The sequence below is a fragment of the Prevotella nigrescens genome, assembly GCF_031191185.1.
Lineage (GTDB): Bacteria > Bacteroidota > Bacteroidia > Bacteroidales > Bacteroidaceae > Prevotella > Prevotella nigrescens.
Genome location: NZ_CP133464.1, coordinates 399,879 through 424,159 on the forward strand (window position 1 = coordinate 399,879; position 24,281 = coordinate 424,159).

At 46.9% G+C, this 24,281-nt stretch carries 22 protein-coding genes and 1 tRNA gene; 10 read left to right on the forward strand and 13 right to left on the reverse strand.

Annotation, left to right across the window (positions count from 1 at the left end; translation table 11 throughout):
- Positions 1-141: 141 nt before the first annotated feature.
- Positions 142-2,199, reverse strand: a complete 2,058-nt coding sequence (htpG, locus tag RDV52_RS01480; RefSeq protein WP_004367782.1) for a molecular chaperone HtpG — start codon at positions 2,197-2,199, stop codon at positions 142-144.
- 436 nt (positions 2,200-2,635) lie between these two features.
- Between htpG and RDV52_RS01485 the strand changes: the two genes are divergently transcribed.
- A complete protein-coding gene (locus RDV52_RS01485; protein WP_004367779.1) occupies positions 2,636-3,172 on the forward strand; it encodes a cob(I)yrinic acid a,c-diamide adenosyltransferase in 537 nt (178 codons plus the stop codon).
- A 351-nt stretch (positions 3,173-3,523) separates the two neighbouring features.
- On the opposite strand, the gene lipA is transcribed toward RDV52_RS01485, so the two are convergent.
- Positions 3,524-5,347, reverse strand: coding sequence for a lipoyl synthase (gene lipA, locus RDV52_RS01490; RefSeq protein ID WP_004363460.1), 1,824 nt, complete (start codon positions 5,345-5,347; stop codon positions 3,524-3,526).
- A 312-nt stretch (positions 5,348-5,659) separates the two neighbouring features.
- Between lipA and RDV52_RS01495 the strand changes: the two genes are divergently transcribed.
- The 6 genes from RDV52_RS01495 (at position 5,660) to RDV52_RS01520 (ending at position 11,760) form a co-directional block, all read left to right on the forward strand.
- Complete coding sequence (locus RDV52_RS01495) at positions 5,660-6,733, forward strand: FMN-binding protein (RefSeq protein WP_004367778.1); 1,074 nt, start codon at positions 5,660-5,662, stop codon at positions 6,731-6,733.
- Positions 6,734-7,146: 413 nt separating this feature from the next.
- Positions 7,147-7,290: a hypothetical protein gene (locus RDV52_RS01500; RefSeq protein ID WP_155812042.1), complete on the forward strand. Its 144-nt coding sequence runs from the start codon at positions 7,147-7,149 to the stop codon at positions 7,288-7,290.
- Positions 7,271-8,719, forward strand: a complete 1,449-nt coding sequence (locus RDV52_RS01505; protein WP_004367772.1) for a leucine-rich repeat domain-containing protein — start codon at positions 7,271-7,273, stop codon at positions 8,717-8,719. Before RDV52_RS01500 ends, RDV52_RS01505 begins: the two co-directional genes overlap by 20 nt.
- Before the next feature lie 22 nt (positions 8,720-8,741).
- Positions 8,742-9,473, forward strand: coding sequence for a hypothetical protein (locus tag RDV52_RS01510; protein ID WP_004367770.1), 732 nt, complete (start codon positions 8,742-8,744; stop codon positions 9,471-9,473).
- 456 nt (positions 9,474-9,929) lie between these two features.
- The gene (locus RDV52_RS01515) at positions 9,930-10,658 is read left to right on the forward strand and encodes an SDR family NAD(P)-dependent oxidoreductase (protein WP_004367767.1); all 729 of its coding nucleotides are present in this window, start codon (positions 9,930-9,932) and stop codon (positions 10,656-10,658) included.
- Between the two features lie 163 nt (positions 10,659-10,821).
- Complete coding sequence (locus RDV52_RS01520; protein ID WP_004367765.1) at positions 10,822-11,760, forward strand: cation diffusion facilitator family transporter; 939 nt, start codon at positions 10,822-10,824, stop codon at positions 11,758-11,760.
- A gap of 185 nt (positions 11,761-11,945) precedes the next feature.
- On the opposite strand, the gene RDV52_RS01525 is transcribed toward RDV52_RS01520, so the two are convergent.
- A tRNA-Met gene (locus tag RDV52_RS01525) sits at positions 11,946-12,018 on the reverse strand.
- Between the two features lie 320 nt (positions 12,019-12,338).
- On the opposite strand from RDV52_RS01525, the gene RDV52_RS01530 reads away from it, so the two are divergent.
- Entirely contained in the window at positions 12,339-13,097 is a 759-nt protein-coding gene (locus RDV52_RS01530) for an SDR family NAD(P)-dependent oxidoreductase (protein ID WP_004367764.1), read from the forward strand.
- Positions 13,098-13,197: 100 nt separating this feature from the next.
- Here RDV52_RS01530 and RDV52_RS01535 read toward each other — a convergent pair whose 3' ends face one another.
- From RDV52_RS01535 to RDV52_RS01565, 7 genes are all read right to left on the reverse strand, one after another.
- Positions 13,198-13,455, reverse strand: a complete 258-nt coding sequence (locus RDV52_RS01535) for a hypothetical protein (protein WP_172606462.1) — start codon at positions 13,453-13,455, stop codon at positions 13,198-13,200.
- Positions 13,456-13,466: 11 nt separating this feature from the next.
- On the reverse strand, positions 13,467-14,132 hold the full coding sequence (locus RDV52_RS01540; protein WP_004363485.1) for an RluA family pseudouridine synthase: 666 nt from the start codon (positions 14,130-14,132) through the stop codon (positions 13,467-13,469).
- A gap of 65 nt (positions 14,133-14,197) precedes the next feature.
- A complete protein-coding gene (gene fabG, locus RDV52_RS01545; protein ID WP_004363487.1) occupies positions 14,198-14,944 on the reverse strand; it encodes a 3-oxoacyl-[acyl-carrier-protein] reductase in 747 nt (248 codons plus the stop codon).
- A 124-nt stretch (positions 14,945-15,068) separates the two neighbouring features.
- Positions 15,069-15,686: a TetR/AcrR family transcriptional regulator gene (locus RDV52_RS01550; RefSeq protein ID WP_004363488.1), complete on the reverse strand. Its 618-nt coding sequence runs from the start codon at positions 15,684-15,686 to the stop codon at positions 15,069-15,071.
- A gap of 268 nt (positions 15,687-15,954) precedes the next feature.
- Positions 15,955-16,716, reverse strand: a complete 762-nt coding sequence (locus RDV52_RS01555) for an MBL fold metallo-hydrolase (RefSeq protein WP_004367762.1) — start codon at positions 16,714-16,716, stop codon at positions 15,955-15,957.
- Between the two features lie 9 nt (positions 16,717-16,725).
- Complete coding sequence (murB, locus tag RDV52_RS01560) at positions 16,726-17,730, reverse strand: UDP-N-acetylmuramate dehydrogenase (protein ID WP_004367761.1); 1,005 nt, start codon at positions 17,728-17,730, stop codon at positions 16,726-16,728.
- A gap of 29 nt (positions 17,731-17,759) precedes the next feature.
- Complete coding sequence (locus RDV52_RS01565) at positions 17,760-18,614, reverse strand: DUF4348 domain-containing protein (RefSeq protein WP_004367760.1); 855 nt, start codon at positions 18,612-18,614, stop codon at positions 17,760-17,762.
- Between the two features lie 162 nt (positions 18,615-18,776).
- Here RDV52_RS01565 and pheS point away from each other — a divergent pair, with 162 nt between their 5' ends.
- Complete coding sequence (gene pheS / locus RDV52_RS01570; RefSeq protein ID WP_004367758.1) at positions 18,777-19,817, forward strand: phenylalanine--tRNA ligase subunit alpha; 1,041 nt, start codon at positions 18,777-18,779, stop codon at positions 19,815-19,817.
- 33 nt (positions 19,818-19,850) lie between these two features.
- On the opposite strand, the gene RDV52_RS01575 is transcribed toward pheS, so the two are convergent.
- The 3 genes from RDV52_RS01575 to tamL all read right to left on the reverse strand — a co-directional run bounded on the left by RDV52_RS01575 (position 19,851) and on the right by tamL (position 23,448).
- Positions 19,851-20,096, reverse strand: a complete 246-nt coding sequence (locus RDV52_RS01575; protein ID WP_004367757.1) for a hypothetical protein — start codon at positions 20,094-20,096, stop codon at positions 19,851-19,853.
- A gap of 217 nt (positions 20,097-20,313) precedes the next feature.
- Complete coding sequence (locus RDV52_RS01580; RefSeq protein WP_004367756.1) at positions 20,314-21,117, reverse strand: MBL fold metallo-hydrolase; 804 nt, start codon at positions 21,115-21,117, stop codon at positions 20,314-20,316.
- 57 nt (positions 21,118-21,174) lie between these two features.
- Entirely contained in the window at positions 21,175-23,448 is a 2,274-nt protein-coding gene (gene tamL / locus RDV52_RS01585; protein ID WP_004367755.1) for a translocation and assembly module lipoprotein TamL, read from the reverse strand.
- Positions 23,449-23,532: 84 nt separating this feature from the next.
- Here tamL and RDV52_RS01590 point away from each other — a divergent pair, with 84 nt between their 5' ends.
- Positions 23,533-24,273 (forward strand): RNA methyltransferase, encoded by a 741-nt coding sequence (locus RDV52_RS01590; RefSeq protein ID WP_040557259.1) that lies wholly within the window; start codon positions 23,533-23,535, stop codon positions 24,271-24,273.
- Positions 24,274-24,281 lie beyond the last annotated feature (8 nt).

Consider the following 24,281-nt stretch of genomic DNA (forward strand, 5'->3'; position numbering starts at 1 on the left):
TTCTTAGAAAAAATAGCCAATATCTTTTATTTTGCCCTTCTTTCTATCGCTATTGGTGTTTTATTATAATTCAAAAGAAACCTCGCTATAAAGGAAAATCCCATATAACGAGGTTTAAAACTATGTGTTATAGCAGTTGGTCTACTTAATTAAGTCTACCGAACGCTTAATAAACTTGTCGAGCGCAGCACCTTTTAGCAATCCGTTTTGCAAGAGAGCAAGGTCTATTAGCTGATGTATGGCATTATTGTTCTTGGCATAATCAGCTATCACAGTGTTCTTTTCGTTACGTTGTTTCGTAAGTTCTTCCTCTGTGTTCTTAAGTTCGTCCTTCTCGTTTTGGGTAACTTCCTCTGGCTTTTTCTTACCTTGTGCCTGTTGCAAGGCAGCTTCGCGCGCCTGCAAACCCTTAATTTCGCTACGTATAGGCTGCAGTTTTTCGGCAGTAGAAGTATTGCTTTCGCTCAGAATTTGCTTAATAATGGCGTGGTCAGAGTTCAGTACGATGGTGTATGTGTCGGGCATTTGTGCATAGAAACCCATACCCTGCTGGTATTGGCTCATCTCTTTCATACGGCGCATATACTCGTTTTGTGTTGCCACAATTGGCTGAGCGGTTTCGCCCAATGGCTCTACGCTTACCATAAACTCTGCCTTTTCCACCTTAGGCAGCTGCGATTGGAAAGCCTGAGTTAGCGTATCGGCATCGTTTTCGCCAAGTTTTTCGCCCTTTGTTTCGTCTTTTTTCGCAATGATATGGTCTATAACGTCAGAGTCTACCCGTACAAAACGCGACTTGTCGAACTTCTGTTCCAGCATGGAAAGCGTAGGAACATCTAACTGTCCGTTGGCTAACAGCACGGAATATCCCTTTGCACGTGCCGTTTCAATGTACGAATACTGTTCCTCCTTTTCGGTTGCGTAGAGGTAAACAAGCATTCCGTCCTTGTCGGTCTGGTTGTCTTTAATAAGCGTTTTATACTCTTCGAAGGTGAAGTTCTTGCCATCTACATCGGTAAAGAGTGAGAAATCCTTTGCACGGTCGTAGAAATCGGGTTGCGAAAGCATACCATAGTTCACGAAAAGCTTAAGGTCTTGCCACTTTTCTTCGTACTCTTTACGGTTCTCTTTGAATATTCCGTTGAGCCTGTCTGCCACTTTCTTGGTGATGTAAGTAGATATTTTCTTTACGTTAGCATCGCTTTGCAAATAGCTTCGGCTCACATTCAGCGGTATATCTGGTGAGTCTATCACACCATGAAGCAGGGTAAGGAACTCCGGAACAATGCCTTCTACCTGGTCTGTAACGAATACTTGGTTGCAATAGAGCTGTATCTTGTTGCGCTGAAGCTCTATATTGTTCTTCACGCGTGGGAAATACAGAATACCGGTCAGGTGGAATGGATAGTCAACATTCAGATGAATCCAGAACAAAGGCTCGTCGTTCATTGGGAAGAGCGTACGATAGAACTGCTTGTAGTCCTCGTCTTTCAGTTCAGCGGGTGCTTTTGTCCATAGCGGTTCCACATTATTTATAATGTTGTCCTTATCTGTTTCCACGCTTTTACCGTCTTTCCATTCAGTTTGTTTGCCGAAGACAACGGGTACAGCCATAAACTTGCAGTACTTGTTCAGCAGGCTTTCTATCTTCTGTTTCTGCAAAAACTCCTTGCAATCGTCGTCTATATGGAGCACGACATCGGTGCCATGGGTTGCCTTTTCGGTGTCTTCTATCGAAAATTCCGGGCTTCCGTCGCAGCTCCAACGTACTGCTTGTGCCCCGTCGCGATAGCTTTTGGTTATTATTTCAACCTTTTTAGACACCATGAAGGCAGAGTAGAAGCCCAGACCGAAGTGTCCTATGATGGCTTCAGCCTTGTCTTTGTACTTGTCCAAGAAGTCTGTAACGCCCGAAAAGGCTATCTGGTTAATGTATTTGTCTATCTCTTCTGCCGTCATACCTATGCCATCATCGCTTACGGTGAGTGTTCCGGCTTTTTCGTCGAGACTTACACGAACCTTCAAATCGTTGGTTTCGCCTTTAAACTCGCCTGTTGCAGCAAGCGTGCGCAGCTTTTGTGTTGCATCGACAGCGTTAGATACCAACTCGCGAAGGAAGATGTCGTGGTCGGAATAGAGGAATTTCTTAATGACAGGGAATATGTTCTCTGTCGTTACACCTATTTTACCTTTTTGCATAATCTATATTTTTATTTGTTAATTTCAATCTGCCTGTATCATTACAAATGGCGTGCCAAAATGTAACAACCAGACTTTCGCATTGCAAACAGATTTTACATATCGTCTTATTTTGATGGTTGTAACCTGCGAAAATATCTAAATTTATTCAAATTTATTGCAGTTTTATGCTCCATTCTCCATTTTATTTTATACTTTTGCAGGCACTCAAGAGCTTGTCAAAACTAAATAACAACATCGAATAGGCATCGTTTCAGAAGCCTATATGGTAGCAGACTCATTGCTAAATGGTTATTTCTCCATGCTTCGGAAAGCCAATAACTTGGAGAAACATGACTGACAGAAAGGCTCAAGACATCATAACAACAAATAACAGTCCTATTCAATAACGTATAAAAACTAACATTTCTATACAAAACACCAATCTATAAGCTACATGAATGCAAGGAATATGGTAAGCCGTGGACAGGTTCACGTCTACACGGGCAACGGAAAAGGTAAGACCACGGCAGCTTTCGGACTTGCCATACGAGCCTGTATGGCTGGCAAAAAAGTTTTCATCGGACAGTTCATGAAGTCGATGCAATACAACGAAACACGCATTGCAAGATACATAGACAACCTGTCTGTAGAGCAGTTTGGCAATGGTTGCATACTGACGCGTGCCCCCAACGAGGTGGATAGGCGGCAAGCTCAGGACGGAATGCATAGGTGCGCAGAACTTCTTGGCTCGGGTAATTGGGACGTAGTGATATTCGATGAGATTACAATAGCACTGCACATGGAACTCGTCAGCATTGAAATGCTTATGGAAGCATTGGAAAACAGAGACGCCAAAACAGAGGTTGTGCTTACCGGACGCCATGCTCCGAAACAACTTATAGACTATGCCGACCTTGTAACAGACATGCAGGAGGTGAAGCATTACTATGCCAGCAAGGGACTGTTGTCGCGCAATGGCATAGACAGATAGGCAATCTTCAAGAACCACACAATTTGTATGACGTGTCAGGATTTTGCTTTTCGATACGCCTCAACCACCTTTCAATCTCACGAAGATAACGTTACTGAAACAAGGCAATTGTGCCTTAGTATTTCAATACCCCTTGTTTCGTTGTGTAAAAGAGCCTGTTTTACACGGCAAAAGAGCCTGTTTTGGAACGCAAGACAGGCTCTTTTGTTTTATTAAGGCAGTAGCATGGTAAAATGACACCTACACTTCGGGTGTATTGTTGCCTGATGGTTGCGACGGGTCTGGACAGTTCTTCCGTGTCTTGATGCACTTTATAACGGGCAACTGGAAACTTTCAAACGGCAGAAATGGCTATACGGTATCGGCAGCGTGGTATGAACTGCGCACCAATGGACCACTTACTACGTGCTGGAAGCCTTTCTCCAATCCTATCTTCTTGTACTCTGCAAACTGCTGTGGACTGATATAGGCTTTCACTGGCAGATGTTTCGACGTGGGTTGCAAGTACTGTCCCAGCGTCAGACGCTTGCAGCCGGTGGCGAGAATGTCGTCCATGGTCTGCAATATCTCCTCGTGCGTTTCGCCTAAACCTAACATAAAGCCTGTTTTCGCCTGCACTCCGCAACGCACAATCTCTGCCAGCACCTCCAAACTGCGGTCATATTGTGCCACGCTGCGCACCGATGGAGTAAGCCTGCGCACCGTCTCCATGTTGTGTCCACACACGTGTGGCTTTGTGGTTAGCACCTTTTGTATCAGTTCTTTCTTCCCCATGAAGTCCGGTATAAGCAGTTCTATCTTTGTGTCAGGGTTCAGTTGCTGTATGGCTTCCACGGTTTTCACCCAGTGTTCGGCACCGTAGTCGGGCAAATCGTCGCGGTCTACCGACGTGATTACGGCATAACGAAGGTTCAAAGCCTTTATCGATTCAGCCACGTGTCGGGGTTCTTCAGGGTTCAAAGCGTTGGGACGTCCACTCAATGTGTTGCAGAATCGACACTTGCGGGTACATATTTCGCCCCCTATCATGAGCGTTGCGGTGCGTGCTGCCCAGCATTCTGTGCGGTTGGGGCATAGTCCGCTGGTGCAGATAGTGTTCATGTGGTGGCGTGCCAGAATGCCCGCTGTTTCGCCAGACGACTTCTTTGAGGTTAGGTTTATCTTCAGCCAATCGGGCTTCATCACGTGTGGCGGACGTCCGAAGAGCAGGCGCAAGAACTGTTCGGTGGTGAAATTGCGAATCACGTTGCCCATTTCCACGCCCTCGATAGCCTTCTCTACCGCCTCGCGCGTAAAGCTGACACCATGCAGAAGGTCGAGCAATTCACGGTCAAGGTCGCCCGACAGGAAGTAATCGCCCATCAGATTGATGTTCACAATCTTTTGGTTCTTCAGTTCAATATGTGCCTGAATGGTACCCACATCGGCAAAACGCTTCTGCCGAACCTCCGTATATTTAGGGTTCTTGCCGTATGTAAAGTCGTCAGAAGCAAGTCCTTTCTCAATCTCTTCAATCTGTTTCATGTCGTCAGGAGTAAGTTCCAGCACCTCGTTTCCACACATATACTTGCGTACGTAAGCCATAAACGCCTCTATATCGAGCGTGGTATAGTTGCCCACATTGGCAACACGCTGGCGCACGGACGCTACCCCCTTGCTCTGCAACTTCTCCTTTCCGGGTGTCAATGCTTCTGAAAGGTGTTCCAACTGCGTGCTGAACAAGAGCGAATTGTGCAGCACGCTGCGCCCTTTAAGGCGGTAGAAGGCACTTCCAGCCACCTTCTTTCCCTCCACGAGAATATCGTTTCTGCCCGAAAGCTCGGTGTTAATGCCAAGACTTCTTATCATGTCGGCAATGCCCTGCATATACTCTACAAAGGCACTATTCACGTTTTCGGCAAACGAGATGTACGAAAACTGCATGCAGCCCTTGTCGGCATAGATGCAGCCTCCGCCACTCTTACGGCGGAAAATGTGTATGCCGTTGCGCTTGCAGTAGTCTATGTTCACTTCGTTTTCGGTCAGCTGGTTGCGTCCAAGCATGACCGTCGGCTCTACACGCCACGCCATAAAGTAGTCGTCGTCGGTGTATTTGCGTGCCACATACTCTTCTACGGCAAAGTAAAAAGGCAGTTGGTGGGTAGTCTTTCGTTCAGGAATAATGATATATTTCATTGTTCAGATCTATGTTCTCAATATGTGTTGATAGGTTGTTTCACCTTATCGTATATATAATGCCCACAATTTCATCGGCAAGTCGCTACACCCTGCCAATGCCATCGAGGGCTTGCAAATGTACGAAAAAATATTGATTTGGGCGAAAATACACCCTTTTTTATTACAAACGATACTTTCCCGGAGGATTAAAAAAGATGAAATTACACCATAAAACGAATATTTTCTTTAACTTTGTACAATTGTTTGCGAACTGTGACAGCTACAAAACGCAACGGAAGAACAATACAATAAGAATAGAAAACATTGATAATGAAGAAACTACAGCAGGTCTTAATGCTCGCTGTCTGCCTACTGATACTGATGGTGGCAGCCGTCCAGCGCGATGGAAAACTATGGGGAAACAGTCTGAAAGCTGCGAAAGCCGACAGCCTGAAGACTGCAAGAATAGACACGATGCGTACGCTCGATGACGGAACAAAGGTGATAAATACCACCATGTTGAGTAAAGACATTACGGGATATGGTGGTGCTGTGCCGTTAGAAATATATGTAAAAGACAACAAAATAGTGAAAGTGAAGGCGTTAAAGAATGCCGAAACGCCCGAATTCTTTGCCGAAACGAAGCCATTGCTTGCCAAATGGAACGGCAAGACCATAGACGAAGCACTGCGATTGAAGGTAGATGCCGTCAGTGGAGCTACCTTCTCGTCGCGCGGAATCATCGGAAACATGAGGCGCGGACTGGCTTACGCTTCGCAAAAAGCCGTAGAGCCAAGCATTCTGGAGCAGATGGACCTCAATGCAAAAACCGTTTCGGCACTCTTGGTTGTACTCTTGGGTGCCATTGTTCCGCTGTTCTATCGAAACAAACACTACCGCACGGTGCAGCTTTTGCTAAACGTTGTGGTGCTGGGCTTCGGTTGTGGTACGTTCCTTTCGTGGTCGCTGTTCGTCAATTTCGTGTCAAGCGGCATTAATTTCTGGGCTTCGCTCGTACCTGTTCTTATGTTAGTCACTGCCTTTGTCTATCCGCTTTTTGGCAAGAAGAACTATTATTGCACGAACATTTGTCCGTGTGGCTCGCTCCAAGACCTGGCTGCGAAAACGAAAAACAGGAAGTGGCGCATGGACGGAAAGACGGTTAAAGCACTCAATGCTGCCCGTAGACTCTTGTTTGCAGTGCTGTTGGTGCTTGCACTTTCCGGCATTTGGTTCAAGTGGATGGACTACGAAGTGTTCTCTGCCTTCATCTTTCAGACGGCTTCGGTGTTTGTCCTGGCGCTCGGTGGAGTTTTTTTGCTACTTTCCTTCTTCGTTGCCCGCCCCTATTGCCGCTTCGTCTGCCCTACGGGAACACTGTTCAAGATAGCCGAACGCCGTTAGACGATGGCAGGAAACAAATAGGATAAAAACAATAACAATAGGGAAAAATCAGTTTCCGACCTACCCTTTGCCTAATACTTGCCGCCATTTCGCAATTCTGCATATATATGAAGAAAAGCAAGCAATGGTGCAAGAAATCCACCGAACGGAAAGCATGGTGTAACCATTTCATTATCAATACATAACAAAAACCATTGTTTCGCCTCATAAAAACGCCTGTTTTGCATGGTAAAACAGGCTCTTTCGTCTTGCAAAACAATATCTTTTGCAAAGCCAAAACGCTGCTGTCGTTTTCCCGTCGGATATTCATTAGGAGACAAAAGTATCTTTATGCAGAAACCGTATATGGCAGGAAGAAGACAGAAAGTGCGTGTTGCGCATTACACCAACCATGCAGTCGTGTCTTATGAGTCATGCAACAAGGTGAATTTCAAACAGGAACTGCAGAGCAGGCAAAAAAATATTGGAAAACCATTCCGCACAATTGGATTTCCAGGAAATATTTTGTAATTTTGCTTTCAAATAATAAAAATGACGATGAAAAAGAGATTATTTAGTGCAGTGCTTGTACTGTTGTTCAGTGTTGCATGCTCGGTTATGGCAGTTGCGGCTACCTCTGGTGGCGACGAGGCAGACGAAGTGGTGCGTGCGGGAGGCTTTCTGTTTCATTTCAACCGCGACAGAACGGCACTCTCGCTGTGGTTCTGCAACCGTGCCGACCGCAACATGACACTGCCCGACAAAGTTTATTACGACGGCACAACGAAGGAGGCAAGTCTCAAACCGTTCGGTAAGGCAAAGGCTTACACTGTGGAAGAGCTCGAAGAGCGCACGTTCAGAGGCAACCCCGATATACAGTCCGTCACCATTCCAGCCTCGTATCGCACCGTGGGCGGCACCGCCTTTATGAATTGTCCGAACCTGAAGACCTTCGTAGGCTTGGGCAAGGACGTCATGTATGGCAACGATCTTTTTTCTGGATGTACGGCTTTGGAGAACGTAACCATAGATGCACGCGCCATCGGTTCACACATTTTTGAAGGATGCGAAAGGCTCATCAAGCCTCACATTACGGGCACATTGGATCACATTCCCGATGCCGCTTTCCAGAAAAGTGGCATCAGAAGCATCGACTTTATACCGCAGAGCGTTACCGCTATATGGGCGGGAGCCTTTACAGAGTCGCAGTTGGAGGGCGACCTTGTGCTGCCGTTGCGTTTCGCCGTCATAGTCAATGGGGCTTTCTCGCTGACGAATATCCGAAGCGTAACCGTTCCGGAAGGCTTCAGAGAACTGCGTGATGGGGTCTTCGCAGGGTGCCGTTCGCTCAGCAAAGTGTCGCTGCCGAGTACGCTGAAATACCTTGGCGGCATGGAATTCTCGGCTACGGCAATCAAGCAGATCGATATTCCGAACTCGGTTATAGACCTCGGTCCGTCAGCTTTCTTCAACTGTTTACAGCTCGATTCAGTCCGTCTTTCAAATCAATTGGACAAGTTAGAACCTTCTATTTTCCAAGGTACGGCATTGAAACACATATACCTTCCGGCTTCCATCAAGAGCATAGGGAAAGGCTGTTTCATGTTCTGTAAGCAGCTAACCGATGTCTACTGCTTTTCAACAACCCCGCCAGAGGCTCACGAATATAGCTTCAACGACTTTGACAAGCCCACCATACATGTTCCGAAAGGTACGCTCGCGGCATATAAAAGTGCTCCGACATGGAAGAAATTCAAGAAGTTCAAGGAGATGCCTGCCGCTGCAACAGATATTTCTACCACACAGTTTGCCACATCAAACATATACCGTCAGGACAACGAAGTGCACGTTAACGATGTTCCTGACGGCACGCTCGTACAGGTCTACACGCTTGATGGTCAGCTAATAAGCGAGGTTACGGTTCACAACACTGGGGCTGTTCTGCCGCTGAACACCGAGAACCCTGTTATTGTCAGGGCAGGCAGACAAACCGTAAAGCTTAGATAAACAACACTGAATATTGAGGCTTATGGAAACTGACGATAAATATCAGCCGCTTTTATACTATATAGTGTTTGGTTCTGACGCATCAGAGTTAGTCGTTTCTCGTACGAAACACCATGTAGACACTATTCCGCATGGATTGGAAATAGAACAACTGAATCGTCAAGAACACGGAGAGAGAATGGACTGGCTGCTGAACGGAACGATAGAAAAGGTGTTCCGGCAACACGATGCTACACTGTACGATACCTGCAAGGACACAGACTGCTGGACCATTCTGCGCGGACGGATTGCCACTGACGGCGGTTCAGACTATTTGCGAAACACCATCGGGCTGGTTCAGGCACTCATCGAACAAGGCGGAATAGGCGTCTTCGACCTGCTGACGCTCGACTTGCAGCCGGCAAGCAAGTGGTCTGCCCGCTACTTCGAAAAGGAAACAGACCCGCAGACACATGTAGTTGTGCTGAAATCGGACAACGAAGATGGCAGCGTATGGCTGCATACGCGAGGCATGATTAAGTTCGGTCGCCCCGATTTCAGCGTCCTTCAACTTGCTCCATCGCAGGTAAACGATGCCAAGCAAGCCCTCGACCAACTCATCTTCCATAGTGGAAAAGGTGCGGAAATGAGTAAGAAACTACGCCTGCATACGGCAAACGGCAAGACCATCGACGCACAACTCCGCCTCGTTCCCGACTTCGACAACTTCGATTTCAATAACGCATACTACGAAACAGAGCTGAAGTTGCAGTAAAGCAGTAACGACTCTATCCTTCTCTCACCCTCGATTGGACAGCCCCTCGTGTGCCTATGCTGCTTCCTCTCGTTGCCAGCACATTGCAAAACCCGTAGGTTTTAAACGGTAGAAGCATAACTCCGAACGCTATCCGAACAAGCAGAACACTATCAAAAAGCAGAACCAAGAAGATTCCTGCAGGTTCTACGTTGCCATGTCGCATGCCAAACGCTACCCCATTGTAGTCTATTCCCTCGCCAGCTGCGATTGGCACAACGTGTCGCACACCCGCAAATTCACCCCATTTATAGACAGTATAGCCTGCTATTTCAAGGAATCAAACGTCTGGACACACTTCCCGAGAAACGAAAGACGAACGATTTTTTGGTTGTTTGATACTTTTTTATTATCTTTGTAAAACAACGACTTACAGATTGAAAGCTGACAAACAAGTAACAAATCAATTTTCGGACTATGAAAAGAGCTATTGTAATGGGTGCCAGCAGTGGCATCGGGCATGAGGTGGCAAGGCTTCTTATCATGCAAGGGTGGACGGTTGGAGTGGCAGCACGCCGCAAGGAAAAGTTGGAAGACCTGAAGAACTGTGCGCCCGAACGCGTCTTCACAGCGCAGATTGATGTAACCAACGAGAAGGCAGACGAGGCACTCTCCCAGCTTGCAGACCGGATAGGAGGGCTCGATCTTTATTTCCATGCAGCAGGAATTGGGTGGAAGAATCCGACCTTAGAGCCTGAAAAGGAGATGAAGACAATGCAAACCAATGGACTCGGATTCGTACGAATGGTGAGCGAGGCCTATCGTTATCTTGCCAAGCATGGTGGCGGACACATTGTCTGCATCACTTCCGTGGCAGGCACAAAAGGCATAGGGACCATTCCTGCCTATAGTGCTACGAAAGCAATGCAGAACACCTACCTGCAAGCCTTGGAACAGTTGGCAGCCAATAATCATCTTAACATTCGCTTCACGGATATTCGCCCCGGTTTCGTAGATACTCCGTTATTGCCCGATTCCTCTCATTTCCCCATGCTGATGAAGACAGATGATGTAGCGAACAGCATTATGAAAGCCATAGAGAGGAAGCGCCACGTCTGCATAATCGATGGTCGCTGGTGTGTCTTCACAGCCATGTGGCGACGTATTCCGAACTGGATTTGGAGGCGAATGAAACTGAAAGAATAACTACATGTATTGTATGCAGTTTCACAAAAAAGCAAGATTGCACAAGAATTATGGTATTTCAGAGTCCTCAGATGACCTTGTACTAACATGTGGAAACGACTTTTGGATAAAATTTTCGGTAACTTTGCAACGCAGAACGAACCGAATTACTTAACAGACAGAGATGGAGCAAGAGAAAAACAAGGGTGGAATGATGAGTGTTATTGCCGCTTTGGGTGCTAATGTGCTGGTGGCAATATCTAAGTTTATAGGTTTTGCGGCATCGGGTTCGGCTGCCATGCTGAACGAATCGATACACAGTATAGTAGATTGTGGCAACGAAATACTTCTGCTTGTGGGCAATAAGCAAGCTGAAGCGAGGGTGTCCGACAAGCACCCGTTCGGTCAGGCTCGTGCAAAATACTTTTACAGTATGGTAGTTGCCATGATGTTGTTCTTTGCCGGTGGTGCATTGGGAATCATGGAAGCTGCCGAAAAGTTGTTCCACCCCGAGCACAGTGTAGAAAACACGTGGCTTGTAATGGGGATATTGGTGTTCGGACTGATTGTAGAAACTGTGAGCTTGCGTGTTGCGTTAAAGGAAATAGAAGCACTTAACAAGGAGAACTTGTCGCTTTACAAATTTCTGCGAGAAAGCCGCCACAGCGAAATTCTTATAATTTTTGCTGAAGATAGTTGTGCCGTTGTGGGCTTGCTGATAGCTTTTGGTGGCACGTTGCTTAGCCATTTCACCAATAATCCGTTCTATGATGCCCTGTCTGGTGTGTTAATTGGATTGTTGCTTTGCGGTGCAGCCCTCTTTTTGGCACGCGAGTTTTACAGTCTGCTTATTGGCGAAAGCGTTACAACAAAAGACTTGGTGCGTATAAAGTCAGCTTTCAATCGTGCCGAAGTAAGTAGGTTGATTAATGTAAAGACCATACATTTAAGTCCTACAGACATATTGGTTACGGCGAAAATAGATTTAAAACCCGAGTTCGAGGCGCAGTCGTCTGCCATAGTTAACGACATTGAACGGAATATGCGAGCCGATTTTGCCAGCTACAACATATTCATATATATAGAAATAGACGAATATAAAGACGGTTACAAACGTTCTTGATGGGGTGGACAAGCCCAATAATTCCTCCATGTGTTCTATGAAATTTAGGATTTATAGGAGAATTAGTAGCTTTAGGCTTCATAAATTGCGAGTGTCCCTTCATAAAAACACATTGAATGCCACGTGCACTGACCACCAAAAACAAAAAAAGTCGCCTTGATTAAGACGACTTTTCATTTCTGTTGTTGCGGGTGCAGGACTCGAACATGCGACCTCCAGGTTATGAGCCTGGCGAGCTACCAACTGCTCCAACCCGCGATATTAACCGTTTGCAATTATAAAATAAGTTTCGTTTACTCGTTCCTGAATTGCGAGTGCAAAGGTAGATATTTATTTTTAGATATGCAAGACATTCGGATAATATTACTGATAAATTGGTTCGTTTTAACATAAGTAAACATTATACCTGATAAAAAAGTAGAGAAGTGCGTATAAATTAATTTTGCAGACTAAATAAAATCCATTACCTTTGTTGTCTGTTCTGTCTGTTGCACATTGTGCGAGGGCAGAACCGAGATGAAACAATTAATATAAAGGTGTAGTGGAAACACTATGCCGCAACTTAAACAAGATAATACATGGAAAAGAAAATCGTAATGGTTACGGGTGCAACGAGTGGCATTGGAGAAGCATGCGCACGCAAGTTTGCAAGTGGTGGATACAATGTCATCATTACCGGACGCAGGGGAGAGAAGCTCGATGCGCTAAGACGAGAGCTTGAAAGCATGGGGGCAGAAGTGCTGGCAATGCAGTTTGATGTGTGCGAACGCGAATCTGCACGAAAGGCAGTAGATTTTCTGAAGGGTAAATGGGCTAAGATAGATGTTCTGATAAACAATGCCGGACTTGCATTGGGCTTGGACAAAGAGTATGAAGGCGACTTCAATGACTGGGATACCATGATAGATACCAACATTAAAGGATTGCTGAACATGACTCGTTTTGTAGTTCCGGGTATGGTGGAACGCAACGAGGGACACGTTATTAATATTGGTTCGGTGGCTGGCGATGCGGCTTATGCAAACGGAAATGTGTATTGCGCTACGAAGGCGGCAGTAAAAGCTTTGTCGGACGGACTGCGTATTGATGTTGCAGAAAGTGATGTGCGTGTAACAAACTTGAAGCCGGGACTGGTTCAAACCAACTTCTCTAATGTGCGTTTCCATGGCGACGACGCTCGTGCAGAAAGTGTTTACAAAGGAGTGAAGCCACTGACGGGCGACGATATTGCCGATGTTGCTTTCTATGCAGCCAGTGCTCCGGCTCATGTCCAGATAGCTGAGGTGCTGATTTTGGCGACACATCAAGCCAATGGCTCGGTGATTGCAAGAAAGTAAGGCAAATATTATAAGACCTTTTGGGGAAAACAAAAAAGCGAAACATGCGATTGTGGTTGTTGCAACTGCACGGTGTTTCGCTTATTCATATCTGTAATTACTACCTTTTCAGCTTCGCTTTCAATCGTTTGTAGCCGTCTACGCCCAAAATAGCAAGTCCGCTGTATTGCAGTGCCTTAGCCAATCCGAAGAATGCTGCCCACAAAATACCTTTTGCAGCTACGGAAATGGGGAGGATTGCCTGTGCAAACGATGTGATATAGCACAACACACACATGGAAAGAACGATGACTCCGGTGCGGAACGACAGCTGTTGAAGCCATGCTATAAAGCGTTTCAATAGGGGAGGAGTAGTCATTTGTGTGGGTGTTATCTGAAGTCGTCCCATACCTTTTCGGCAGGTAGAGGTGATGTTACAACTATTTTCTCTTTACTTACGGGGTGTATGAACTCAACCTTGTGGCTCAGCAGCGATATGCTTCCATCGGGGTTGGAGCGGCGTGCACCATATTTCAAGTCGCCTTTAACGGGGCAACCAATGGCTGCAAGCTGGCAACGTATCTGGTGGTGTCGCCCAGTAAGCAAATTTATTTCGAGCAAAGTGTAGCGTTCGGTGTGTCCTATGGTTTTGTATTTCAGTATGGCTTGCTTTGCGTTCGGCACATCGTGGTCGTACGCGTAGCTTTTGTTCTGCTTCTCGTTTCGTACCAACCAGTTGGTTAGTGTGGCTTCCGGTACATCGGGAGCCGTCTGAACCATTGCCCAATATGTTTTCTTCACTTCGCCATTTCGGAACATATCGTTGAGTCGGGAGAGCGCTTTCGATGTCTTCGCAAAGACAACTAACCCAGAAACGGGACGGTCTAAGCGGTGCACAACACCCAGAAACACATTTCCAGGCTTGGCATATTTCTCTTTAATCCACGCTTTAATGGTTTCCGAGAGAGGCTTGTCGCCCGTCTTGTCGCCTTGTATTATCTCTCCGCTTTGCTTGTAGACGACAATAATGTGGTTGTCTTCGTAAAGAACTTGCATCGTTTAAAAAGTTCTATCGCCCCTTTACCCATAAGAGCAAGGGGGATAGATATTAGAAAGGAATATTACATATTCATACCGCCATCGACCTGAATGACCTGTCCAGAGACGTAGCTTGAGAGGTCAGATGCAAGGTATAGCGCAGTATTTGCTATGTCCTCGGTAGTGCCTCCGCGTCGCAATGGTATCTTGGAAGTCCATTCCTTGCGGATTTCTTCAGAAAGCTGCTGTGTCATGGCGGTGTCAATGAAGCCTGGAGCAATGGCATTGGCGCGCACGCCCTTTGGTCCCATCTCCTGAGCCACGCTCTTTGCGAGTGCAATCATGCCCGCCTTAGAAGCCGCATAGTTTGCCTGACCCGCATTGCCGTGTACTCCCACAACGCTTGCCATGTTGATTATGCTGCCATTGCGTTGGCGCATCATGACCGGAACGCACGCATGTATGAAGTTGAATGCACTTTTTAGATTGACACCAATGACGGCGTCCCACTGTGCTTCAGACATACGGAGCATTAATCCGTCCTTGGTTATACCGGCGTTGTTGACTAAAATGTCTACGCTTCCGAACTCTTCTTTTACTTGTTTCACTACTTCTTCAGACTGAGCGAAGTCGGCAGCATTGCTGGCATAGCCTTTACACTTTACTCCGAGTGCTGAAATTTCAGCCTCAGTAGCCTTTCCGTTCTCATCGATAACGAGGTCGGTGAATGCAATATTGGCACCTTCGCTTGCAAATTTTATCGCAATTGCTTTGCCTATTCCGCGTGCTGCCCCTGTAATGAGGGCTGTCTTACCCGTTAATAATCCCATAATCTGTTTCTATTTATGTTTTTAATATCTACGTTTTTGGCAGGTTTGGTATCTTAATGATGTACGTTCCGTAGTCTTAAACGATACGAATTGCACCTACGTAAAATAGGTATTGAACCGCTTTTTAATAGGTGTTGCAGTCTGTCTTGCCTTTTCCCATTTTGTTTCCGAGTGCTCCGTACACTACTTTTGCTACGAGCGGACGACTGCTTTCTTCGGTTAAGCCGTGCCCAAGTCGCCCATAAATGAAGGGAACTTCCAGTCCTTTAATACAATAATGGGTTATATCGGCAACCAAATCTACGTTGTCAATGTCGAAATCGCCATCGTTCTTTGCTTCCGTATATACCTTTCTGAAGAGTTCTATCTCGTCTTCGTCGAAGTTTTTGCGCACCTTTTCCACCATCCAGATGTTTCGAAAGAACTCTGCCCTGAGGTTTCCGTTCCTCATAACAGTTTCCTTAATCATGCTGAGGTGGGTGTAAATAAGTTCTATAATCTTGTCGTGAGGTGGTATCCGCTTCGATGCCACTTCGTCCAACTTGTCCGACAGGCGTTCCAGTTCGGCTTCTATAACGGCATAGTACACGTCTTCCTTACTCTTAAAATAGGTGTACAGCGTACGGCGCCCCTTGCCTGAGGCTTCCGCAATGTCGTTCATTGTTGTGTTTGCAATACCTTTCTTGGCAAAAATCTGCCTTGCTACGTCTACAAACATCTGTCTTGTCTTCGAAATAGACATTTCTTTTTCTCCTTAAATTCTTCCTTATATTGCGCTGAAATGCCGACCATTCACGTCATTGCACAATATTTTTATTGTGTGCAAAAGTAGAGAAAAAAAACTAATTCTACAAGTAATTGCGTAAAAATACATATTTTTTAGTATTCTGTTCGCATTCAGATACATTATGATATAAAGGATATGGAGTGTTGCGAACGGTACTCTGATAACTGAAAATACTATGGAACAAGTGCCACAGCATGGTTGTTGCCTGACAGTCCGTACACTTCTACACATCTGTTTCCAAACCATCGTAGGCGAAGAAGATGTTTTCCGGCAGACGTTGTTGTGTTTCTTCGTGCAAGCCAATCTCGTGTGTGAGATGCGTTAAGTAGGTTCGCTTGGCATTGATGGCACGGCTAAATGCTATGGCATCAGCTATCAGCTGGTGCGAATGGTGCTCTTTTTTCCAACGCAACGCATTCACCACGAGCGTATCTACGCCTTCAAGATAAGGCAATTCCGTGGCATTGATGGTCTTCATGTCGGTAATGTAGGCAAAGTTTCCGATGCGATAGCCCATAATGGGCATCTCTCCGTGTATCACTTCGACGGGTGTAACCGTGCAATCGCCTATCGGGAACGCCTTGTGAGGTACGACAGTGTGCAGGTTTAGCTTGGGGACACCCGGATAAAGATGCTCTTTGAAACAATAGGGAAAGTTGTGGCGCAGCCCCTTGCAGGTGTCTTTGTCGGCATATATTTCCAAATCGGACAGCCAGCTGAAGGGTCGCAGGTCGTCGATACCCCCTACATGGTCGTAGTGAATGTGCGTTATCAGAATGCCATCAATCTTTTTGTAAGGCACAGGAAGTATCTGCTGGCGGAAGTCGGGGCCGCAATCTATCAGTATGCGTGTGGTTTCGGTTTCGAGCAGTGCCGACGTGCGCAGTCTTTTATCCTTGGGATTGGTGCTTTGGCACACCTTGCATGTACAGCCAATGACGGGTACTCCGTTAGAAGTTCCGGTACCTAAAAAGCGTAGTCTCATAGTATTTGTTTAGCGAATGTTCACCTCCGGTTTTATGTCGATGCCGAATTTCTGCCTTACGTCGTGCTGAATGGTTTCGCAAAGATGCACCACTTCGCTGCCCGTTGCGCCGCCGCGGTTCACCAATACCAATGCCTGCTTGTCGTGAACGGCAGCTCTACCCAATGCTTTTCCTTTCCAACCGCATTGTTCTATGAGCCAACCTGCTGGTATCTTTTCGTGTTCGCTGTCGATGGTATAGTGGGGCATACCCTCGTATTGCCGTGCCAACTCGTTGTATTTTTGTGTTGGAACCACTGGATTCATGAAGAAGCTACCAGCATTGGCCAATACTTTCGGGTCGGGCAACTTGGCGTTTCTTATCTCAATAATGGTCTCACGAAGTTGCATTGCCGTGGGGTTGCCTATTCCCTTTGCTGCCAATGCCGCACGAATGTTGCCATAATCCAACTTCGGAGCGTAGGTCTTAGAGAGCTTGTAGGTAACGGCAGTAATCAGGAAGCGGTCTCTCCACGCATGTTTGAACTTGCTTTGCCGATAGCTATAGGCGCATTCAGCGTTCATGAAGCGGCAAATGCGCCCCGTTTCAATCTCTACAGCCTCCACAGAGTCTATCAAGTCCTTCGCTTCAACGCCGTATGCGCCAATGTTCTGCACGGCACTGGCACCTACTTCGCCGGGTATGACAGACAAGTTCTCGGCTCCGTACAGTCCGTTTGCCACACAATAAGCCACGACATCGTCCCAGACGTAGCCCGAACCGCAGCGAATGTGGCACTCGTCGGTCTGTTCGAGAAAGCGAATACCCGAGTGCAACACCGTTCCATCGTAGTCGCCGGTCAGCAAAAGGTTGCTTCCTCCACCCAAAATCAGTAGCGGACGGTCGGTTTCGGTAAGCATTCCAACCACCGCCTGCGCCTCTTCCACCGAGCCATACTCCATAAACCGTTTGCATTTCGCATCAATTCCGAACGTGTTATGCCTGAGCAGGCTGTAGTCTTTCTCGTCTGTCATCGTCTCATTCAGCTTGTCTCGGTTTCTTTTTAGTAGGCAATAATGCGTTCCAAGCGCCAGTTCTTGCCTCGTTTTTTAAACTCTAACTGTGTTTCAATGCCATTGGAGAGTCCTCGGAACACAAGAATTTTCTTCTTGCTCTCCCCATATTTCTGTCCGTAAAGAATGTTATAGATGTTGTTCTTCGGCACTTCTGGCAGATACGTGCTCCATTCCGATGCTGGAATAGTAGTGTTTACCTTGTTCGTAGTTTCTCCGTTAGGGTCTATGCCAACGTATGGCAGTGGGTCTTTTATGCTTCCTCGTCCGTCGTTGGCAAGGAATTTGCTCAAGAAATCAAGGAACGAGGCGTTGTATTTCTGTGCAAATCCGATGTTGTTTATCTTGTTCATCTTCCATTTGCCGTCCTGATGGTCGAAGCAATATTGCTCTACCAGTCGTTGGTTCAGGTTTATTTTCTCCACAATCACCGTGTCGAGCTTGGTCGATTTGGCATATTCTGCCTGACCTGCGTTGTCGAAAATCAGCGTATAATAGCCTTTCGGACGGAAGAAGTAGTCCATTTTCCACTGATTGCGCGCTATCTGTTTCGTAACTTTTCCGTTGGTTTCAACGGGCAATGGGAACACAATGCGCTTGCGTTGCAGCTTTTTGTTGGCAATGAAGTTGAAGAAAAAGTCGTCGAAAAGTTGGTCGGCAGCTTTTGGCATTGGTGTTTCTGCAATAATTTCTGTTGCCGAATCCACGTTGCTGGTGGTGTCTGTCGTGTCTGTTACAGCTGTTTTTGTAGAGTCTGCCGGCTCTACTTTCTTCTTGTTACAACCTGTTGTGACGCATACCATGGCTGCGCACAAGGCAACAACGAGTAAAATTGCTTTTCTCATATTTTCTAATTATATTCTCAAATTCTTTTTTATGGCTTCTAAAACCGCTGCAAATGTACTACTTTTATTTTATAATAAGCTTGTAAGAACCAATATTTTTCTATCCCAGTGCTTCTCTTTTCAGATTATAAATTGTACCTTTGCACGAAAATTACAAGTGTTATGATTCTCGAAAAGATAGAAAAACTACTAAAAGAAATGAGCAGCGTATCGGCTAAAAACGCTGAAGACGTAGAGCAACTTCGATTGAAATATCTTAGCAAGAAGGGCGAAATAAATGCCTTGATGGGCGAATTTCGCAACGTAGCTGCCGACCAGAAGAAGACGGTAGGCATGAAAATAAACGAGCTGAAGCAGCTTGCACAAGACAAAATAAACGATTTGCGCGAACAGTTGGAAACAAACGAGGCGCAGAGCAGCGACATAGACCTTACCCGGACAGCCTATCCTGTTGGCTTGGGTACCCGTCATCCGCTTACATTGGTAAAGAAAGAGATTATAGATATATTTGCACGAATGGGCTTTACACTCTATCAGGGACAGGAGATTGACGACGACGAGCACGTGTTTACCATGCTCAACTTCGCTGCCGACCACCCTGCTCGCGACATGCAGGACACTTTCTTCATAGAGCGTTCGCACTCTTTGGACGTAACGAAGAATGTCTTGCTACGCAGTCACACCTCTAACGACGAGGCGCACTATATGTCTACCCACCAGCCGCCTATCCGTGTGCTCTGCCCGGGACGTGTTTTCCGCAACGAAGCCATCAGTGCGCGTGCCCATTGCTTCTTCCATCAGGTGGAAGGACTGTATGTAGACAAGAACGTCAGCTTTGCCGATTTGAAGCAAGTTCTGCTTACTTTCGCCCGCGAAATGTTCGGAGCAGACACCAAAATACGTCTCCGTCCGAGCTACTTCCCCTTTACGGAGCCCAGTGCAGAGATGGATATAAGTTGCAATATATGCGGTGGCGAAGGCTGCGGATTTTGTAAACACACTGGCTGGGTAGAGATTTTGGGTTGCGGAATGGTAGACCCTCACGACCTTGAGGCTTGTGGCATCGACTCGAACGTGTACACGGGTTACGCCTTTGGCATGGGTGTGGAGCGCATAACCAACCTGAAATATAGGGTGAGCGACCTCCGTTTGTTCTCCGAAAACGATGTCCGCTTTCTCAAAGAGTTCGAAAGCGCATTGTAAGCTCCATTGCAATACGTTCCAAAACCTATTGTTTTACACAACAAAAGAGCCTGTTTTGCCACGCAAAACAGGCTCTTTTGCAATGTAAAGACGCACACATTGTTTTTTGTTAGAACCACTTTCGCAAAGTCGGGGTTGTTTAGTGGCAAAGTCATTTCGTTGATATGGCGTGGCAGTTGCAATGCCGTAAGGCTCTGTCCATCGTGCCATGGCGTCCTCGAATACGCAAAGCGATGTTGTGTTTTCCACACAGCATGGATACGGTTTATCACGTTCCATTTTGTTTTAACCATTTGGTACCTGCAGGTTATGGGGAGGATGAGTTGTGCCCTTACCGCCTTTGGTATGCCCTTTGGCGTGTTGTTGAATGTTGGCAAACACATATATAATAAGGTGTAACGGCTGGCGGAAAGTCTGTCCTACCTGTTTCGTGGAACTGCCCCCCCCTCAGAGGAGTGTGTTGCGGGGGCTTCAGTTGGGCGAATATAAATATGTGTTATTTCAATTCGTATATTTCGCTGGGTATCTTGCGTCGCAACACTTCTACAATAAAGTCTACGCCCGGTACCAATCCGTGTCTTTCCATCTCGTTCGCAACTGCTATTCGTGCCAATTCGGGGTGATTGTTCTCATCGCTAAGGTGGCAGAGCCATACGTGTTTCAGCTCTTCTGTAGCGTTCTCCACTATGGTTCGGGCACATTCGGTGTTGCTTAAATGTCCTGTGTTGCTGGTTATGCGAGTTTTTAGATGCTGTGGATAGGGTCCAGCCATAAGTTTTTCCAATTCGTGGTTGGCTTCAATAACCAAGTAGTTGGCTTTTGCCACGAACGCACGAATCTCTTCTGTAATGTGTCCGCAGTCGGTTACGAGCGTAAAAGTAACGCCTTGGCATTGCACACAGTACCCCACGCAGTCGAGACTGTCGTGCGGGACGGCAAAAGGAGTAACGGTAAAGTCGCCTATTTGCTGTGTCTTTCCTTTCTCAACATATCGTACTTGTTCGGGCGCAACCTTCTTCTTTACACACCAGTTCCTTGCTATTCCCTCGTGGACTGTCCGCGTAGAGTAGACCGGAATGGCAAGACGGTCGCTTATGCTGCCCACCGACTTGATGTGGTCGGCATGGTCGTGCGTAACAAGAATGTTGTGAATCATCGATAAGTTTAGTCCGTAGCTCTGCATAAACCTCTTCATCGACCGTATGCCGATGCCGCAATCAATCACGATTCCATCGGTTTCGGTATATAAAAGATATGCGTTGCCACTGCTTCCGCTTCCAAATGATATAAATTTCAGCATTGTTTTCTAATTTGTTGTAAAAGTAATTAAGTTATTCAACCCGTGAAGTCAGCTTGTTTAGAACGGCAATCCGACAGCGAAATGGAACGTAAAGTCGCGACTGAACTTGGGATTAACGATAGGGTAGTGCCCCTTTCCCGACGAGTAGGCAGGGTCTATGGCTTTCATGCCGGCATCGAAACGCAGCACGAAGTAGTCGAAGTTGAGGCGCAGTCCTAAACCGTAGGCTACTGCAATTTGCTTGAGAAACTTGCCGAAATGGAACTGTCCGCCGGGCTGCTCGGCATATTCTCGCAGTGTCCAGATGTTGCCTGCATCTACAAAGGCTGCCCCATCGAACTTCCAAAACAAGTGTGTTCTGTATTCGGAACTGAGGTTCAGCCTTAAATCTCCCGTCTGGTTGATGAAGTCTATGCGCCCATCGGTACCACGAAAACTACCCGGCCCCAATTCTCTGACGCTCCAGCCGCGCACCGAGTTAGGTCCACCGGCTATGTAGCGCTTCTCGAAAGGCAGCACCTTGCTGTTTCCGTAGGGATAGGCAATGCCGAAATCGGCATGCAAGGCAAGCGAGTTGCGAGGGTCGAAACGCAGGACGCGCGTGAAAGCAAAGTCGAATTTAAGATACTGGGCGTAGGCAATGTTGAAGATTTTAGACTGTCCCTGCTCATTTTTCTTAAACTTCGACACGGCGTTAGCCAACGAAAGCAAGTTTCCTGCCGACTCTATCTTGGCCTTGATGGCTATGTCGTCGTTGCGATTATAACTTACGCTGAAGCCCGACCGCATGATGAACAGGTCTTCATAGTTATAGCGCAGTATGGCGTTGCGGTTAGAAACATTGTCGAGATAGTCTGCCTTGAAGCGCTCGCTAATCCATGGCATGTACACATAGCTAAGGTCTGGTATCTCGAGTTCGTAGTTCAGATGGCGTCGGACATTGCTCCAGTTGTATTTCCAGGCTGCCGAAAAGACACGGCGGTGGAACTCCGGGCGATCCTGGAAGTCCCAGCCAACCGACAGTTCGGACGTTGCGTTGCTGCGACGACGGAACTCTCGCGTGGAAAAGGGAGAGAGAAAGCGTGGGAATTGCAGTCGAGCCTGCACGCCATACTCCTCGTAGTTGTGGTTGGAATAGCCCTCCAAGCCCTTGATAGCCTCGAAAGCGGCACGCAGTTCGATGCTGAACAGCTCGCTGCCATGGAACAGATTGCGGTTCTGATAGGTGAGAACGGCAGCTGCTCCAAGGTCGCCCGCAGTGTTGGTGCCCTCGGGCTGGAATGCAACCGTGTTGGGTTTGGTGGGCGAAAGTTTAATGTTGGTTTCCAAAAAGCGCAGGGAAGCAGGCTGATAGTCGAATATTTTGCCAATGGCAATGGAGTCGAACTGAGGCATTTCCCTGAATTCTATGTCGGTGTAGCGTATGGCTCCCAACCTCGCAAAGTTGTTGTAAGTAGTCCGAAGGTCGGTTGCCGAGAAGTATTTGCCGGGTTCTATGAGCGTGTTGTCGGCAATGATGCTGCGCCGAAGGTGCAATCCGGTAGAGTCGCCGGGTATGATGTTCACGCTTCCAATCATGTAACGGGGGTGTAGAGTAGGCGTTGCCGTGTCCGTAGTCCTGTATTTCGTAAGATGGAGCGTAACATCTACACTGCGTGAACCCCGTATCGAGTCTGCCGTATAGTAGATATAGTCTTTGTTGAAGCGGTAATAGCCTTGGTCGTTCAGTATCTTTGTAATGCGTTTCCGCTCATTGTCCAAGGCTGCAACGGTGAATTGGTGCGGTCGGTTGGTGTTGATGCCTTGCGAAAGCGTTGGTTTCAGAATGTCGGCAATAACCGAATCTTGAATGTCGTAGGCGAAATGGTCTATCATAAACGGTTCGCCGGGCACCAACGTGTATATTGCCTTGAGCTTTTTCCCCTTTACCTTGGTGCTGAAAACCACGCGGGCGTTCATGTATCCCATGTTGTTCATTGCCAATCGGAGGTCTTCGCACGACAGTCGAGCCTGCAACGTGTCGTAGTAAACGGGCTTTTCGCCAATGCGTTGCAGTGTTCTGTTAATCCATTTCGTGGTGTCTCGCCCAGCTAAAGAGTAAGTGCCAAGAGGTATTTTGAAGAAAGAGAACCATCGGGAGTTTTCTTTCTGCCGTACATATTGTGCCAATTGCGACGCATTGAAGTCGGCTGCATCAGAGCGAAGTTCCACTTTGTCGAGCAGATAACTGCCATCTGGCACAAACTTATCGGTGGAACACGATGCTAAAAATGTTGCTGCAATAGCAAAAAACAGAAAGATATATGTAGGGAAAACCTTTATCCGAAACATTAATACTGCTGATTTTTTGCGCAAAGATACTAAAAAGTTGGCAGTAAAAGCGTGCAAACAGAGAGTTTTTTGTATTTTTGTGGAGTGATATCGAAGAACAAAATAAAGCTCATCAGAGCACTCGAAACAAAGAAAGGACGTGTAAAACACGGTATGTTTGTAGCCGAAGGGCCCAAGATTGTGGGCGATTTGCTGGCTGCAGGGTTTCGTTTGGCGGAGCTTTTCGATGATGAAGACGACATAAAAAAGGTGTCGTTCTTGCAACATCCGCAAGGAAAAGTCGGTGTGTTTAGGTTGCCCGATTATGTAGAAACGGCACATGACGAACGCGAAACGGCTGTTGATGAAAAGTGTATGCCCATGCTTGGCGAACACGAACTGGCACTTGCGCTGGACGGAGTGCAGGACCCAGGCAATTTAGGAACCATCATTCGGGTGGCAGACTGGTTCGGAATAAAGCGCATTTTCTGTTCGATGGATACGGCAGACTGCTGGAATCCAAAGGTAGTGCAAGCCACAATGGGCAGCATTGCAAGGGTTCAGATATGTTACTTGAACTTGGGAAAGTTCGTAAAATCACTTCCAACAGACTATCCTGTCTATGGAACACTGCTCGATGGAGACGACATCTACACAGAGAAACTGACCCATCACGGCATTATAGTGATGGGAAACGAAGGCAACGGCATCTCGGCTGTCATTCGGAAGCATGTAAACAGGAAGCTGCTGATACCCAACTTCTCTATCGGAACAACACGGGCAGAATCGCTTAACGTGGCAGTTGCAACTGCCATAGTGTGCTCGGAGTTCAGGCGAAGAGGGTAGGCGAGTGG

Bases quoted from the DNA above. Each gene is read 5' to 3' on its own strand.
- htpG (WP_004367782.1), bottom strand. From the start codon at position 2,199: ATGCAAAAAGGTAAAATAGGTGTAACGACAGAGAACATATTCCCTGTC.
- RDV52_RS01485 (WP_004367779.1), top strand. From the start codon at position 2,636: ATGAATGCAAGGAATATGGTAAGCCGTGGACAGGTTCACGTCTACACG.
- lipA (WP_004363460.1), bottom strand. From the start codon at position 5,347: ATGAAATATATCATTATTCCTGAACGAAAGACTACCCACCAACTGCCT.
- RDV52_RS01495 (WP_004367778.1), top strand. From the start codon at position 5,660: ATGAAGAAACTACAGCAGGTCTTAATGCTCGCTGTCTGCCTACTGATA.
- RDV52_RS01500 (WP_155812042.1), top strand. From the start codon at position 7,147: ATGCAACAAGGTGAATTTCAAACAGGAACTGCAGAGCAGGCAAAAAAA.
- RDV52_RS01505 (WP_004367772.1), top strand. From the start codon at position 7,271: ATGAAAAAGAGATTATTTAGTGCAGTGCTTGTACTGTTGTTCAGTGTT.
- RDV52_RS01510 (WP_004367770.1), top strand. From the start codon at position 8,742: ATGGAAACTGACGATAAATATCAGCCGCTTTTATACTATATAGTGTTT.
- RDV52_RS01515 (WP_004367767.1), top strand. From the start codon at position 9,930: ATGAAAAGAGCTATTGTAATGGGTGCCAGCAGTGGCATCGGGCATGAG.
- RDV52_RS01520 (WP_004367765.1), top strand. From the start codon at position 10,822: ATGGAGCAAGAGAAAAACAAGGGTGGAATGATGAGTGTTATTGCCGCT.
- RDV52_RS01530 (WP_004367764.1), top strand. From the start codon at position 12,339: ATGGAAAAGAAAATCGTAATGGTTACGGGTGCAACGAGTGGCATTGGA.
- RDV52_RS01535 (WP_172606462.1), bottom strand. From the start codon at position 13,455: ATGACTACTCCTCCCCTATTGAAACGCTTTATAGCATGGCTTCAACAG.
- RDV52_RS01540 (WP_004363485.1), bottom strand. From the start codon at position 14,132: ATGCAAGTTCTTTACGAAGACAACCACATTATTGTCGTCTACAAGCAA.
- fabG (WP_004363487.1), bottom strand. From the start codon at position 14,944: ATGGGATTATTAACGGGTAAGACAGCCCTCATTACAGGGGCAGCACGC.
- RDV52_RS01550 (WP_004363488.1), bottom strand. From the start codon at position 15,686: ATGTCTATTTCGAAGACAAGACAGATGTTTGTAGACGTAGCAAGGCAG.
- RDV52_RS01555 (WP_004367762.1), bottom strand. From the start codon at position 16,716: ATGAGACTACGCTTTTTAGGTACCGGAACTTCTAACGGAGTACCCGTC.
- murB (WP_004367761.1), bottom strand. From the start codon at position 17,730: ATGACAGACGAGAAAGACTACAGCCTGCTCAGGCATAACACGTTCGGA.
- RDV52_RS01565 (WP_004367760.1), bottom strand. From the start codon at position 18,614: ATGAGAAAAGCAATTTTACTCGTTGTTGCCTTGTGCGCAGCCATGGTA.
- pheS (WP_004367758.1), top strand. From the start codon at position 18,777: ATGATTCTCGAAAAGATAGAAAAACTACTAAAAGAAATGAGCAGCGTA.
- RDV52_RS01575 (WP_004367757.1), bottom strand. From the start codon at position 20,096: ATGGAACGTGATAAACCGTATCCATGCTGTGTGGAAAACACAACATCG.
- RDV52_RS01580 (WP_004367756.1), bottom strand. From the start codon at position 21,117: ATGCTGAAATTTATATCATTTGGAAGCGGAAGCAGTGGCAACGCATAT.
- tamL (WP_004367755.1), bottom strand. From the start codon at position 23,448: ATGTTTCGGATAAAGGTTTTCCCTACATATATCTTTCTGTTTTTTGCT.